Origin of the sequence: Streptomyces sp. NPDC050422 (assembly GCF_044458665.1) — a bacterium.
In the GTDB taxonomy this organism is placed as follows: Bacteria; Actinomycetota; Actinomycetes; order Streptomycetales; family Streptomycetaceae; genus Streptomyces.
In genome coordinates this window covers 54917-67731 of the sequence record NZ_JBITIE010000003.1, presented here as the reverse complement: position 1 = coordinate 67731, position 12815 = coordinate 54917, and the positions used below count along the sequence as shown (strand labels likewise).

13 protein-coding genes and 1 pseudogene are annotated in these 12815 nt (G+C 70.7%); 3 read left to right on the top strand and 11 right to left on the bottom strand.

From position 1 onward, the window contains the following. Positions 1–168: 168 nt before the first annotated feature. The 4 genes from ACIBJG_RS04895 to ACIBJG_RS04880 form a co-directional block, all read right to left on the bottom strand. Positions 169–1962: an LCP family protein gene (locus ACIBJG_RS04895; protein WP_399303967.1), complete on the bottom strand. Its 1794-nt coding sequence runs from the start codon at positions 1960–1962 to the stop codon at positions 169–171. Between the two features lie 19 nt (positions 1963–1981). Next, positions 1982–2599, bottom strand: a complete 618-nt coding sequence (gene nadD, locus ACIBJG_RS04890; protein WP_399303965.1) for a nicotinate-nucleotide adenylyltransferase — start codon at positions 2597–2599, stop codon at positions 1982–1984. A 38-nt stretch (positions 2600–2637) separates the two neighbouring features. After that, on the bottom strand, positions 2638–2799 hold the full coding sequence (locus ACIBJG_RS04885) for a hypothetical protein (RefSeq protein WP_399303963.1): 162 nt from the start codon (positions 2797–2799) through the stop codon (positions 2638–2640). Positions 2800–2883: 84 nt separating this feature from the next. Beyond that, positions 2884–3036, bottom strand: a complete 153-nt coding sequence (locus ACIBJG_RS04880; protein WP_219571512.1) for a hypothetical protein — start codon at positions 3034–3036, stop codon at positions 2884–2886. A gap of 110 nt (positions 3037–3146) precedes the next feature. Here ACIBJG_RS04880 and ACIBJG_RS04875 point away from each other — a divergent pair, with 110 nt between their 5' ends. Beyond that, positions 3147–4295 carry a M48 family metallopeptidase gene (locus tag ACIBJG_RS04875; protein ID WP_399303961.1) on the top strand — a complete coding sequence of 383 codons (1149 nt, stop codon included), beginning with the start codon at positions 3147–3149 and terminating at the stop codon, positions 4293–4295. Here the strand turns inward: ACIBJG_RS04875 and ACIBJG_RS04870 are convergent. Together ACIBJG_RS04870 and ACIBJG_RS04865 are read right to left on the bottom strand one after the other, a co-directional pair. Beyond that, on the bottom strand, positions 4219–5346 hold the full coding sequence (locus ACIBJG_RS04870; RefSeq protein WP_399303959.1) for a hypothetical protein: 1128 nt from the start codon (positions 5344–5346) through the stop codon (positions 4219–4221). The genes ACIBJG_RS04875 and ACIBJG_RS04870 overlap by 77 nt on opposite strands. Positions 5347–5569: 223 nt before the next feature. Beyond that, a pseudogene (locus tag ACIBJG_RS04865) lies at positions 5570–5734 on the bottom strand (transposase); the annotation flags it as partial. 207 nt (positions 5735–5941) lie between these two features. Here ACIBJG_RS04865 and ACIBJG_RS04860 point away from each other — a divergent pair. Continuing rightward, positions 5942–7075 carry an RNA-guided endonuclease InsQ/TnpB family protein gene (locus tag ACIBJG_RS04860; protein WP_399304514.1) on the top strand — a complete coding sequence of 378 codons (1134 nt, stop codon included), beginning with the start codon at positions 5942–5944 and terminating at the stop codon, positions 7073–7075. A 216-nt stretch (positions 7076–7291) separates the two neighbouring features. On the opposite strand, the gene ACIBJG_RS04855 is transcribed toward ACIBJG_RS04860, so the two are convergent. The 4 genes from ACIBJG_RS04855 to proB form a co-directional block, all read right to left on the bottom strand. Next, positions 7292–7876 (bottom strand): hypothetical protein, encoded by a 585-nt coding sequence (locus ACIBJG_RS04855; protein WP_399303957.1) that lies wholly within the window; start codon positions 7874–7876, stop codon positions 7292–7294. A 65-nt stretch (positions 7877–7941) separates the two neighbouring features. Then, the gene (locus ACIBJG_RS04850) at positions 7942–9225 is read right to left on the bottom strand and encodes a glutamate-5-semialdehyde dehydrogenase (protein WP_399303955.1); all 1284 of its coding nucleotides are present in this window, start codon (positions 9223–9225) and stop codon (positions 7942–7944) included. 81 nt (positions 9226–9306) lie between these two features. Further along, a complete protein-coding gene (locus ACIBJG_RS04845) occupies positions 9307–9807 on the bottom strand; it encodes a hypothetical protein (RefSeq protein ID WP_399303952.1) in 501 nt (166 codons plus the stop codon). 143 nt (positions 9808–9950) lie between these two features. Further along, positions 9951–11036, bottom strand: a complete 1086-nt coding sequence (gene proB, locus ACIBJG_RS04840; protein ID WP_399304513.1) for a glutamate 5-kinase — start codon at positions 11034–11036, stop codon at positions 9951–9953. A 267-nt stretch (positions 11037–11303) separates the two neighbouring features. Here proB and ACIBJG_RS04835 point away from each other — a divergent pair, with 267 nt between their 5' ends. Next, on the top strand, positions 11304–11948 hold the full coding sequence (locus tag ACIBJG_RS04835) for a dTDP-4-dehydrorhamnose 3,5-epimerase family protein (protein WP_399303950.1): 645 nt from the start codon (positions 11304–11306) through the stop codon (positions 11946–11948). Here ACIBJG_RS04835 and rfbD read toward each other — a convergent pair. Continuing rightward, positions 11929–12798 (bottom strand): dTDP-4-dehydrorhamnose reductase, encoded by an 870-nt coding sequence (gene rfbD / locus ACIBJG_RS04830; RefSeq protein WP_399304511.1) that lies wholly within the window; start codon positions 12796–12798, stop codon positions 11929–11931. The genes ACIBJG_RS04835 and rfbD overlap by 20 nt on opposite strands. Positions 12799–12815: the final 17 nt, after the last annotated feature.

Sequence of the window (12815 nt, the reverse complement as noted above, 5' to 3'; positions counted from 1 at the left end):
CAGGAGCCGTCCGGCGGCGCCCCGGACCAGCCGCGGAACCGCCCGCACCGGCCCGCAGACGGCCCGCAGAGGCTCCGGGAGCGGGCCGGGAACGACGGCGGGGCGGCCCGGAACCGTCCCGGAGCCACCCCTGAACCGGACCGGAGGACCGGCCGGGCCGTACCGCGCCTACTTGATCTTGTAGTCCTGGCCGATGACGACGGACACGTCCGCGTTTCCGGCCGGCTTGCCCTGCTTCGCAGCGCTCGCCGGCAGCCCGAGGGTCGCGGCGACCTCGGCCGCCTTCTTCTTGTCCGCAGCGTCCTTGTAGACGACCTCGGAGGAGGCCACCGTGTCGGACTTCCCGCTGTTGACGAAGGTGTAGCCGCCGTTGACCAGCTCGATCCGGGCGGACTCCGTACCTTGGTCGCTGCCCGTGCCGTTCTTGACGCCGACCCGTACCGCCGCATCCGCGGCCGGGGCCTTGACCGTGCCGCCCAGGATGTCCTTGACGACACTTTCCGTGGCCGCGTCGGTGAGGGTGCCGTCGTCCTGGACCGGCAGCAGCGCCGTCTTGTAGTCGCCGATCTTGGCGTGCTCGGCGAGCTTGGCCAGGGAGGCGCCGAGATCCTGCTCGGGCAGGGACGGGTCGAGGATCTGGGCCAGCGTCTGGACGGTGACCGTGGCGGCCTTCGGATCGTCGGAGATCTTCCGCAGCACGCCGCGCATGACCTGCCCGAACCGCATCAGCTGCTTGGCCTCGGCCTCCCCGGGCCCCCGGTAGGTGGCGTACGCGACGGCCATCGGGCCGCTGAGCGTCTGCGCCTTGCCCTGCTTCACCAGGGGCGAGGCGCCCTTCTTCGAGTCGGGAACAGCCGTGTCGGTGTCGACCTCGATGTTGCCGACCAGGTCGACGAGGTTCTCCAGATACGGGGTGTCGAGCCGCCACGTGCCGCTGATCTCGGTGCCGAGCAGAGTGTCGATGGACTCACGGGTTCCGGAGGTTCCGTCGTCGTCGACCGACTTGGCGAGCGTGGTGGTGGCACCGTCCTCGTCGGCGACGGCCAGCGAGTTGGGCAGCAGAACCGTCGTGCCCTGCTTGGTGGTGACGTTGTCGACGAGCAGGGCCGTGGACGTGCCGCCGCCCTTGGTGTTGTGGAGGTGGACCACGATGACGTCCCGGCGCTGGGGGCCGGTCGCCGCGGTGTTCTCCTTCTCCGACGCGGAGAAGCCGGGGAGCTTGTCCGCGGACCACAGGTAGCCGACGCCGCCGACCACGACGAGGGCGGCGACGACGATCAGCGCCACCATCCGGTTGTGACCGCGGCGACGAGCCTCCTCGCGGCGTTCGCTGCGGCTCTCGGTGAACTTCAGCCAGTCGATGACGTCTTCGGAGTCCTCGTCGGGCTCCTCGATGAAGGAGAACTGCTCCGTGCGGTAGTCGCGGTCGCCCCGGCGCGGCCCCGGGACGCCCGTCTCCGGCTCCGCGGACGGCTGCTGTTCGGGAGCCCGCTGCGGTTCGGGGGCCGGCTGCGGCGGAGCGGCCGCGGCTTCGGGCGCCGGGGCCTGCTGCGGGATGCTCCACTGCTGCGTGGTGTCGACCGCGGCGGGCTGCCGGCCGGCGTCATAGCCGTAGCCGGCGTCATAGCCGTACCCCTGCTGCGGGGGGTGCTGCTGGGTGGCGTAGGGGTCGTACTGCTGCGGGGGCGCGGCGGGCTGTTGCTGTTGCTGTTGCTGGGCGTACGGGTCGTAGCCGTATCCCTGACCGGCCTGCGGCGCCTGCTGCTGGGGCTGCTGGGCCTGGTGCGGCGGCTGGGGCTGCTGGGCCTGGTGCTGCTGCTGGGCGTACGCGTCGTACTGCTGCTGTTGTCCGGGCTGCGCCTGTCCGGGCTGCTGCTGGTACACCGGCTGCCCGTACTCGTCGTAGCCGATGATCTGCGGCTGCTGGTAGTACGGGTCGTACGGATTCTGTCGGTCGTTCACCGGTGCCCCTCTCCGTGGCTCATTCGCCGCGGTACAGCTGGCGCTTGTCGATGTAGCGGACCACACCGTCCGGCACCAGGTACCAGACCGGGTCTCCCTGGGCGACCCTCCCACGGCAGTCCGTGGAGGAGATCGCCAGTGCGGGGACCTCCACGAGGGAGACGCCGCCCTCCGGCAGCCCGTCGTCCGTGAGCACGTGCCCCGGCCGTGTCACACCGATGAAGTGGGACAGCGAGAAGAGCTCGTCGGCATCCCGCCAGGTGAGGATCTGGGAGAGGGCGTCGGCGCCGGTGATGAAGAAGAGGTCCGCGTCGCCATGGACCGCGCGCAGGTCCCGCAGGGTGTCGATCGTGTACGTCGGGCCCTTGCGGTCGATGTCGCTCCGGCTGACCGAGAACTGCGGGTTGGACGCCGTCGCGATGACGGTCATCAGGTAGCGGTCCTCGGCCGGGGAGACCTCCTTGTGGCTCTTCTGCCACGGCTGCCCGGTCGGAACGAAGATCACCTCGTCGAGGTGGAACTGGGCGGCCACTTCACTGGCCGCCACCAGGTGTCCATGATGGATCGGGTCAAACGTCCCGCCCATCACGCCGAGTCGGCGCTTTCCGCGGCCGGTAGGCACTTCCTGCTCTCCCATGCGTGCAGAGCCTACTGGCACAGCTGTACGCCTCGGCCTCAGCGGTCGCGGTTGAAGCGCGTGGTGATCCACAGAAGGAGGAGAAGCGCGACAAACGCACCGCCACCGGTGAGGAGCGGGTTGAGACTTTCGTGGTTTCCACCGTGCTCGCCCTCGGCGGCGACGGTGACCAGCTGGTGTGCGGTGCTCGTGAGGCTCATCTTCGGCAGGACCTATCGATCGGGAGTCGGAGGGAAGACGTCGCGGACATCGTATGCGGGTGCCCCGGGCACGCTCACGCCGACTCAGTCGTTGTTGTCGTCGTTGCGGTATCCGCGGAGCAGGAACCAGGCCAGCAGGGCCGCTCCGACGAGCGAGGCGATCAGCACGATGCGGATGGTGTTGCCCGGCCCCTGATCCTCGGATGCGGCAGCGAGCAGAGCAACGGTGTGCGGCATGTCGGGCGTCTCCTCAGTTATCCACAGCCCCCGCACACCGTAGCCCCAGCGCCTAGGCTGGGATTTGTCAGGGGGGCGAGCGACGTCTCGTACGAACAGGGGGCCCATTCATGACCGACGGCAGCCACGAGAGCCATGGCCAGGTGCCGAGCAGGCAGCGCAGGCGTTTCCCGGGAATCTCCTCCCGGGCGTACGAACACCCGGCGGACCGCTCGGCCCTGGTGGCGCTGCGCAAGCTGAGCGGTTTCGACACCGTTTTCAAGGCACTGAGCGGACTGCTGCCGGAGCGCAGTCTGCGACTGCTCTTCCTGTCGGACTCCGTCCGGGTGAGCGACGCGCAGTTCAGCCACCTCAACGACATGCTGCGGGACGCCTGTTACATCCTGGACCTGGAGAAGGTCCCTCCGATGTACGTCAGTCAGAATCCGCAGCCCAACGCGATGTGCATCGGTCTGGACGAGCCGATCATCGTGGTGACGACGGGCCTGGTGGAGCTGCTCGACGAGGAGGAGATGCGGGCGGTCGTCGGGCACGAGGTGGGGCACGCCCTCTCCGGCCACGCCGTCTACCGCACGATCCTGCTCTTCCTCACCAATCTCGCGCTCAAGGTGGCGTGGATCCCCCTCGGCAACGTGGCGATCATGGCGATCGTCACTGCGCTGCGCGAGTGGTTCCGCAAGTCCGAGCTGTCCGCCGACCGGGCCGGGCTGCTGGCAGGCCAGGATCTGCAGGCCTCGATGCGCGGGCTGATGAAGATCGCCGGAGGCAACCACCTCCACGAGATGAACGTGGACGCCTTCCTCGCCCAGGCCGATGAGTACGAGAAGGCCGGCGACCTGCGTGATTCCGTCCTCAAGATCCTGAACGTGCTCCCCCGTTCCCACCCGTTCACCACGGTGCGCGCGGCCGAGCTGAAGAAGTGGTCCGAGACCCGCGACTACCAGCGGATCATGGACGGCCACTACCCGCGGCGCGACGAGGACAAGGACACCTCGGTGACGGACGCCTTCAAGGAGTCCGCCTCGCACTACGCCGATTCGGTGCGCAGCAGCAAGGACCCGCTGATGAAGCTGGTCGGCGACATAGCGGGCGGCGCCGGCGACCTGGGCGGCAAGCTCCGGGACAAGTTCACCGGAGCGGGCGGCAGCGGTGCCAAGGGGGCCGGGGCGGCCAAGGACGACGCTACGGACGGCTCGGAGCAGCCCCCGAGGCCTGAGGACCCTGAGGGGCCGTCCGCTCCGGGGACGGCGGGGAGCTGACCTCCAGCGTCCCGCACAGCGCCGCGGCGGGCCGGCCCGCCGCGTACGGGTCGGTGCCCGCCGGGCCGCGGTCGACCGCTCGTCCACCCGCGAGCAGTGGCCTCAGAGCGCCGGTGGTGTCGGGCGAGCAGGACTGCGGTCCGGCCTGGACGTAGCTGGTCTGCACCTCCAGCCGGTGCAGCCTCAGATCGTCCCGGTCGAACCGGAAGCGCATCTCCCGCCGTACGGTGAACAGCGACGCACCGCCGGCCTGTTGGGGGCCGGAGACGGCCGGGTGGAGCACATAGGCGAAGGTGTGGTCCGACACCACCTCCAGGGCGTCGGCCCCCACCTCGGCGTACCGCAGGGTGCCCCGGACCCGGATCTCCGGATCGGGGGTGACCCTGGCCGGGTCGAATCGCACCAGCCAGCCGGTCGCCGCGTGCTGCCCGTCGTCGTGCGGGGTCTCCATGCTCCGCTCGAACTGGCCCATCTGGTCCGGGTCGAGCAGGGACTCCACGGGGCGCACCGCGTTCCCGCCGAGGACGTCGAGGTCGAGCGAGGAGGCCACCAGGTAGTCCTTGGCCGTGGCCAGGGCGGTGTACACCTGGTTGTCGGAGAAGTTGTCCGTACGCCGGGTGACCGGGAGGTTGATGCCTGCGGCCCCCTTCGGGAACGAGGCGGCGGGGCTGCTCGCGAAGAGACCGGCCGGGGTGCCGGAGGGCACGGCTCCACGGGGCGCCAGCGGGACGACGGTCATCCGCAGCGGCTCGGCCCGCCTGGTGACGGGGTTCTGGTAGGGGTGGCGGAAGCCCATGAAGACGGCGGTGCCGAAGGCCAGGGCGATCAGGACGACCAGGGCGAGTGCGGCCCGTGAGCCGTTGCGGACGGCTCGGCCCGGCAGGCTCCGGACGGCACGGGCATGCTCCCCCATGCGCTCCTGGGCGGAGAATTCCTGCAGCCGGGCAGCCCGGACGAAGGACTCGTCGAAGACGAGTGACCGGTACTCGTCCTCGCTGCCGCTCGCACCGTTCTCCGACGGGCCTTCGGGTGGATCTCCGCGGTCTGCCATGACTTCTCCCGACTCCACGCCACCGACCGGGGCCGAAACGGTGCGCCCCCTCCGGCCGGAAGGCTCCGGACAGGGTCTGCCCGTCATGCGTGGGCATGCACGGACAAGTGAGAAGCCCCCTCTTCGAACGGGTGAGGGGTCATGTCTTCAGCGTAATCCAGCGAGGAACCCCGGGCTTCGGCCCCGGGAGGAATCGCTTCTCCGGAATGCTCTGACATGCGGGTTACGTGGGACGTTTTTGTTGCTCGGTGTACTCCTTGATGACGGACAACGGTGCGCCGCCACAGCTCGCTGCGAAGTGCGAGGGTGACCAGAAATGTGCGCCCCGCAGGTAAGTGTGGATGTGGTCGGGGTGTTCCTGGCGGAGCCTGCGGGCAGAGACGCCCTCCGCGCAGACCGATCGCATGACTTCTTTGCAACGTCGGAGGTTCTCGTCGGCTGACGGCCTGACCGGCGCTGCGGATCACCCGGATCGGCGTGGAGGGTGCACACAGCCGTACGACCCACACGAATGTTCGAGTCCGGTTCTCCTTGTGGTGCCATAGGCCAACTGGATTAGCGTGACCGTGTGAAGATCGTCGTGCAGGTGAAACTGATGCCGGACGCTGTACAGGCACCGGCCATCGGTGCGACCCTGCGCACGGTCAACGACCGGGCCAACTGGGTATCCGGTGTGGCGTTCGAGCACGGTGTGCCACGTGAGTACGAACTGCGCAAGCACACCTACGCCCAGCTGAAAGCAGCCGGCCTCGGGGCGCAGGCAGCCCAGCACACGATCAAGAAGGTGCGCGACGCCTACACCACACTGGCGGCCAACATCCGGGCCGGGAACCTGGGCAAGCCGGGTTCGAAGCGCCGGGCCAAGGCCGAGTCCAAGCCGATCGTCTTCCATCCACGGGCCGCGCACCCGTTCGACGACCGGTGCCTGTCCTGGCAGTACGACGCGCAGACCGTCAGCATCTGGACCACCGCAGGCCGTATCAAGAACGTCCGCTTCGCCTGCTCCGCCGGCGCGCTCAAGACGCTCCGTGAGTACCGCAAGGGCGAGTCCGATCTGATCGAACGCGACGGCATGTTCTACCTGATCGCGGTGTGCGAGATCCCCGAGGCCCCGGTCAACGAGGACCCGTCCGGGTTCATCGGCGTGGACCTCGGGATCGTCAACATCGCCACCACCTCCACCGGCTACCGGGCCGCCGGGCGCGGCCTCAACCGGCACCGCAAGCGACAGACTGAGCTGCGCCGCAAGTTGCAGGCCAAGGGCACCAAGTCCGCCAAACGCCGCTTGAAGCAGCGTGCCCGCAAAGAACAGCGGCACGCCGCGAACATCAACCACATCATCTCGAAGAAGATCGTCACCACCGCTGAACGCACCGGCCGCGGTATCGCCCTGGAAGACCTCACGGGCATCCGCGACCGGGTACGGCTCCGCAAGGACCAGCGGGCACCACTGCACACCTGGGGCTTCCACCAGCTCGGCTCCTTCATCGAGTACAAGGCCCGCCGGGCCGGGGTGCCGCTGGTATACGTCGATCCGGCGTACACCAGCCGGCAATGCTCCGAGTGCGGACACATCGACCGGAAGAACCGGGCCGATCAAGCAACGTTCGCGTGCCGCGCCTGCGGCGTCACCCTGCACGCGGACGACAACGCGTCCCACAACATCGACCGCAAGGGCGAAGCTGTGTGGGCTGCGGGGCGTGAGTCACGCGTCCCAGCCACCCTGTAGGCGGCCCGGACGGAGGAGCCAACCCAGCAGCCAGCTGGGCGCTACCTCCAAGCCCGGTCCTTCAAGACCGGGCCAAGTTGACAGTAGGTCGATTACGGCGGAGGTAAACGCGGTGACGGGCGGGAACTGCCGCAGGGTTCCCCCGGTCGGGCGGACCCGGCCGGCGGGAGCTTCGGCGCAGTCCCGGAGGCCGGGCCCCGCGGGCGGTTCGGCGAGTCAGGGCGTGCGCGGGACGGCGGAGACCAGCGGGCGGGAGTAGCCGTCCGCGGCGGACGGGCCCGCGGTGGGGCCCGGCGCACTGTCCACGCCGCTCGTGGCCGGTGGCGGGACCTGGTCCTGGCGGTCGGCCGAGGTGTTGCGGAAGACGGCGCTGAAGGCCAGCGCGATCATGCCGACCCCCATCAGCAGGGCAAGCAGCCATGCCACCGGCCGATGCCAGCGGGCGGCTCCCCGGTAGGGCCGGAGAGCGCCTCCGTGACGCCCGTAGGGGCCGCCGATGCGGTAGTCGTCGTCCGCGCCCAGCGGGTCGCCGTAGCCGCTTCCGCCGCCCGGCCCGTAGCCGTCGTCGTAGAGGTCGTCGTCCAGCGGCCCGCCACCGGCCCGGGTCCGGAAGCCATCGGCTTCGGCGCGTGCCTCGGCAGCGGCCAACAGCCGCTCGACAGCGGTGGGTTCGTGGAACTCGGCTGCCCGTACGAAGTCCTCGTCGAACACCACGGAGGCGAAGTCCTCGTCCGCGCCCCCGCGGTCGTCGTCGGGCTCCCAGCCGTTCGGGAACGGCCTGCCCCCCACGTCGTCCGGCACGGCTTCAGCCTAGACCTGCGGCATGGTTTTGGGCAGGGAGACGGCACATTCGACGCATCGCACGGTCACCTCACATGGCCGTCGCCGGTCACGATGTACTTCGTGGATGTCAGCTCCGACAGCCCCATCGGGCCCCTGGCGTGCAGCTTCTGCGTGGAGATACCGATCTCGGCGCCGAAGCCGAACTGACCGCCGTCCGTGAAACGCGTCGAGGCGTTCACGGCCACCGTCGTCGAATCCACCAACTGGGTGAAACGGCGTGCCGCCGCCTGTGAGGTCGTCACGATCGCCTCGGTGTGGCCGGACGACCAGAGCCGGATGTGCGCCACGGCCGCGTCCAGCGACTCCACGACGGCCGCCGCGATGTCGTACGAGAGGTACTCGGTCTCCCAGTCCTCCGGCGTCGCCGCGACCACAGTGGCCTTGGAGCCCCCCGCGTACTCCAGGACCCGCTCGTCGCCGTGCACGGTGACCCCGGCCTCCGCGAGGGCGTCCAAGGCGCGCGGCAGGAACGCGTCGGCGACGTCCTTGTGGACCAGGAGTGTCTCCGCGGCGTTGCAGACGCTCGGGCGCTGCGCCTTGGAGTTGACCAGGATGGCGACGGCCATGTCGAGGTCGGTCTGCGCGTCCACGTACACATGGCAGTTGCCGGTACCGGTCTCGATCACCGGGACGGTGGACTCCTCGACGACGGTGCGGATCAGCGAGGCGCCGCCGCGCGGGATGAGCACGTCGACCAGGCCGCGCGCCCGCATGAGCTCGCGTACGGAGTCACGGTTCTCACCGGGCACCAGCTGCACCGCGTCGGCCGGCAGTCCGGAACCGCCGACCGCGTCGCGCAGCACCCGGACGAGTGCGCTGTTGGAGGCGTGGGCGGAGGACGAACCTCGCAGCAGCACGGCGTTGCCCGACTTCAGGCAGAGGGCCGCGGCGTCCACCGTCACGTTGGGCCGCGCCTCGTAGATGATGCCGACCACGCCGAGGGGCACCCGGACCTGGCGCAGATCGATGCCGTTGGGCAGGGTCGAGCCGCGCACCACCTCGCCGACCGGGTCGGGCAGCGCCGCCACGTCCCGCACATCGGCCGCGATGGCCCGGATCCGCTCGGGGGTGAGAGTGAGCCGGTCGACGACCGACTCGCTGGTCCCGGCCTCGCGGGCGCGCGCCACGTCCTCGGCGTTGGCCGCGAGGATGTCGCTGGTCCGCACTTCGAGTGCGTCCGCGATCGCCAGCAGCGCGTCGTCCTTCGCCGCGCGCGGAAGTGGCGCGATGTCGGCTGCCGCGGAGCGGGCCCGGTAGGCGGCCTGGGCGACCGGGGACATGTTGTCGTACGGCGAAAGGGTGGTCATGCCCGCAGAATAATGCGCACGCTGCGGGCATCCGTCACGTATCCCGTGATGCGAGACGGCCGTCCGGAGGACGGCGGCCCGTCAGTAGGGGTGCACGCCGACCGGGGCGGCCGGGGGCGGCCCGTACCCCTCGGCGACGCGCTGGTGGTACGTCTCGCGGTCGATGACCTCCAGGCCGACGATCTCCCAGGGCGGCAGCCCCGCGCTGGACCGGTGCTCGCCCCACAGCCGCAGGGCCACGGCCGCCGCGTCGTGCAGGTCGCGGGCCTCTTCCCAGTAGCGGATCTCCGCGTGGTCGTTGGCATAGCGGCTGGTCAGCAGGAAGGGATGGTCGTGGGCGAGCTGTTCGAGGCCGCGTCTGACCTCCTGCAGCGGAATCTCCGAGCCGGAAACGCAGAGCGTGATGTGCCACAGCTTCGACTGCGTGCGTTCCTGGCCGGCCCTCGCCGGTTCCGGCCCGGTGGTCCGTTCGTCCCTCCGGTCCGCGGTCCTGCTTCCGTCGAAGCCGGTCCCTGCTCCGACGCTGGTCAGGGCGCGGCCACCCGTTCCTCGGGGCGGCGCTCCCGGGCGCGCTCGTCTCACCGGCGGCCTCCTGTGAATGTGTTGCTGTGCTGTCAACCCGCAGTGTCCCTGCTACAAAGTGGACCAGTCCGCGGCCCGGCTTGGGGCGGTTTTCGTGAAGGTCTCTGCCCGAAGGCTGGACTTTCAGCCGTTTCAGGAGTTTGTCAGGTGCCGAGAACGACGAGATCGTCCCTGTGTACGACCTCGCGCTCGTAGGCGGGACCGAGCTCGCGGGCCAGGTCGCGGGTGGAGCGGCCGAGGAGCTGCGGGATCTCCTTGGCGTCGAAGTTGACGAGACCACGGGCCACCGGCCGGCCCCGCAGATCGCGCAGTTCCACCGGGTCGCCCGCGGTGAACTCGCCCTCGACCGCGGCGATCCCGGCCGGCAGCAACGAGCTGTGGCGCTCCACGACCGCCTGCACGGCCCCGTCGTCCAGCGTCAGCCAGCCCTGCGGGGTGGAGGCGTGGGCAAGCCACAGGAGCCGGTCCGCCGAGCGGCGTCCGGTGCGGTGGAAGTAGGTGCCCGTGTCCCGGCCGGCCAGCGCGTCGGCCGCATGGCTCGCCGAGGTCAGGACGACCGGGACACCGGCCGCGGTGGCGATCCGGGCGGCCTCGACCTTGGTGACCATGCCGCCGGTCCCGACGCCCGCCTTGCCGGCGCTGCCGATGCTGACCCCGGCCAGGTCGGCGGGGCCGGTGATCTCCGCGATGCGGGTGGTGCCCGGGATGCTCGGGTCGCCGTCGTAGAGGCCGTCCACGTCCGAGAGCAGGATCAGCAGATCGGCGCGGACCAGGTGGGCGACGAGCGCGGCGAGCCGGTCGTTGTCGCCGAAGCGGATCTCGTCGGTGGCGACGGTGTCGTTCTCGTTGACGACGGGCAGCGCGCCCATGTCCAGGAGCTGGTCCAGGGTCCGGTAGGCGTTGCGGTAGTGGGCGCGGCGGCTGGTGTCGTTGCTGGTGAGCAGGACCTGGCCGACGCGGATTCCGTAGCGGGCGAACGAGGCGGTGTAACGGGCCACGAGCAGCCCCTGCCCGACACTGGCGGCGGCCTGCTGTCTGGCCAGGTCCTTGGGCCTGCGGTGCAGTCCGAGCGGGGCGAGTCCGGCCGCGATGGCGCCGCTGGAGACGAGGACGACCTCCCGCTCGCCGCCGCTGCGCACCTTGGCGAGCACGTCGACGAGTGCGTCGACCCGGTCCGCGTCGAGGCCTCCGGCGGCGGTGGTGAGGGAGGAGGAACCGACCTTGACCACGATCCTGCGGGCCTCCGTGACGCCCTGCCTGGCCCCTGACACGCGCATCCCCCATGGTTCGCCTCGCTGGACCCCGCAATCTACGCGAGCACGGGATTCGGCGCCTTCACGTTCCGCACCGTGGACCCTGTTTCGTCCGTATCCGTACCGTTCCGTATCTGTTCCGTACCGCGGCTCGTTGCAGGAGACGTCGGCTCCACCGCCGCGAGTCCCGGCTCCACCGCCGCGAGTCCGGCGAATCTCAGGAACAGAACAGGACGTGATCGCATGCGCCAGCTCTCCATTCCCGGGGCCTGGGTGCACGAGCCCGAGGTCATCCCCGACAGCCGCGGCAGTTTCCACGAGTGGTTCAGGGCCTCGGACCTCGGGGAGGCGGCGGGGCATCCGCTGGGGCTCGCGCAGGCCAACTTCTCCTGTTCGCGCCGGGGCACGCTGCGCGGGATCCACTTCGCCGACGTGCCGCCGGGCCAGGCGAAGTACGTGAAGTGCGTACGTGGCGCCGTGCTCGACGTGATCGTGGACGTCCGGGCGGGCTCGCCCACGTACAAGCGGTGGGAGGGCGTCCGCCTCGACGACACCGATCACCGGGCGGTCTACATCGCCGAGGGGCTCGGCCACGCGTTCATGGCGCTGACCGATGACGCGTGCGTCCTCTACCTCTGCTCCGAGGGCTATGCGCCCGGGCGCGAGCGCGGCATCGATCCGCTCGACGCGGAGCTGGGCATCGAGTGGCCGGCGGACATCGCGCCGCTGCTGTCCGGGAAGGACGCCTCGGCACCCTCGCTCGCCGGGGCCGAGGAACAGGGGCTGCTTCCGTCGTACGCCGCGTGCGAGGCGTACTACGCGCGGCTGCGGGCAGGCGCGCCGGCCCCGGCCGCCGCCCTGCGGCCTCTCAGCCCGGCCGGCCGCTGATCAGGGGGCGTTCCGCGGCGAGCAGGGCCGGGAACGCCTCCTTGAGCGCGGCGCGCCAGTCCCGGATCGGTTCGATCCCGGCCGCCGCGAACCGCCGCTGCGCGAGCACGCTGAACGCGGGCCGGGGGGCCGGGCGGGGGTACGCGGCGCTGGTGGTGGGCCGGACGCGGGCCGGGTCCGCGCCGAGCAGCCGGAAGATCTCCCGGGTGAAGCCGAACCAGGTCGTCTCACCGCCGCTGGTGGCGTGGTAGACGCCCGCCGGGGCGGTGCCCTCCAGCGCGGCCCGTCCGAGCCGGACGAGCCGCCCGGCCAGGTCGACGGTCCAGGTGGGCTGTCCGCGCTGGTCGTCCACCACGTCGAGGGTGTCCTTGACGCCCTCCAGCCTGATCATCGTGCGGACGAAGTTGGCACCGCCCGCTCCGTAGAGCCAGGCGGTGCGCACGACGTAGCCGGTGTCGGGGAGGGTCTCCAGCACGGCGCGTTCGCCGGCCAGCTTGGTGCGGCCGTAGGCGCTGCGCGGGGCGGTGGGTGCGTCCTCGGCGTAGGGCCGGCCGGCGTCCCCGGCGAACACGTAGTCGGTGGAGACGTGAAGGAGGACGGCGCCGTGGTCCCGGCAGGCGGCGGCCAGGACCGCGGGGCCGGTGCCGTTGATCCGCAGCGCGGCGTCCTCCCGGCTCTCGGCGTCGTCGACTGCGGTCCAGGCCGCGCAGTTGACCACGACGGCGGGGCGGTGGGCGGCGAACACCTCGCGCACGCGGCCGGGGTCGGTGATGTCCAGGACCGTGCGGTCGGCGGCGACGGCGGTGGCGCCCTCGTGGGCGAGCGCGGCCATGAGGTCCTGTCCGAGCATTCCGGCGGCCCCGGTGA

Coding starts and splice junctions, on each gene's coding strand:
- nadD (WP_399303965.1), bottom strand. CDS start 2,599: ATGGGAGAGCAGGAAGTGCCTACCGGCCGCGGAAAGCGCCGACTCGGC.
- ACIBJG_RS04885 (WP_399303963.1), bottom strand. CDS start 2,799: ATGAGCCTCACGAGCACCGCACACCAGCTGGTCACCGTCGCCGCCGAG.
- ACIBJG_RS04880 (WP_219571512.1), bottom strand. CDS start 3,036: ATGCCGCACACCGTTGCTCTGCTCGCTGCCGCATCCGAGGATCAGGGG.
- ACIBJG_RS04875 (WP_399303961.1), top strand. CDS start 3,147: ATGACCGACGGCAGCCACGAGAGCCATGGCCAGGTGCCGAGCAGGCAG.
- ACIBJG_RS04870 (WP_399303959.1), bottom strand. CDS start 5,346: ATGGCAGACCGCGGAGATCCACCCGAAGGCCCGTCGGAGAACGGTGCG.
- ACIBJG_RS04860 (WP_399304514.1), top strand. CDS start 5,942: ATGCCGGACGCTGTACAGGCACCGGCCATCGGTGCGACCCTGCGCACG.
- ACIBJG_RS04850 (WP_399303955.1), bottom strand. CDS start 9,225: ATGACCACCCTTTCGCCGTACGACAACATGTCCCCGGTCGCCCAGGCC.
- ACIBJG_RS04835 (WP_399303950.1), top strand. CDS start 11,304: ATGCGCCAGCTCTCCATTCCCGGGGCCTGGGTGCACGAGCCCGAGGTC.
- rfbD (WP_399304511.1), bottom strand. CDS start 12,798: ATGCTCGGACAGGACCTCATGGCCGCGCTCGCCCACGAGGGCGCCACC.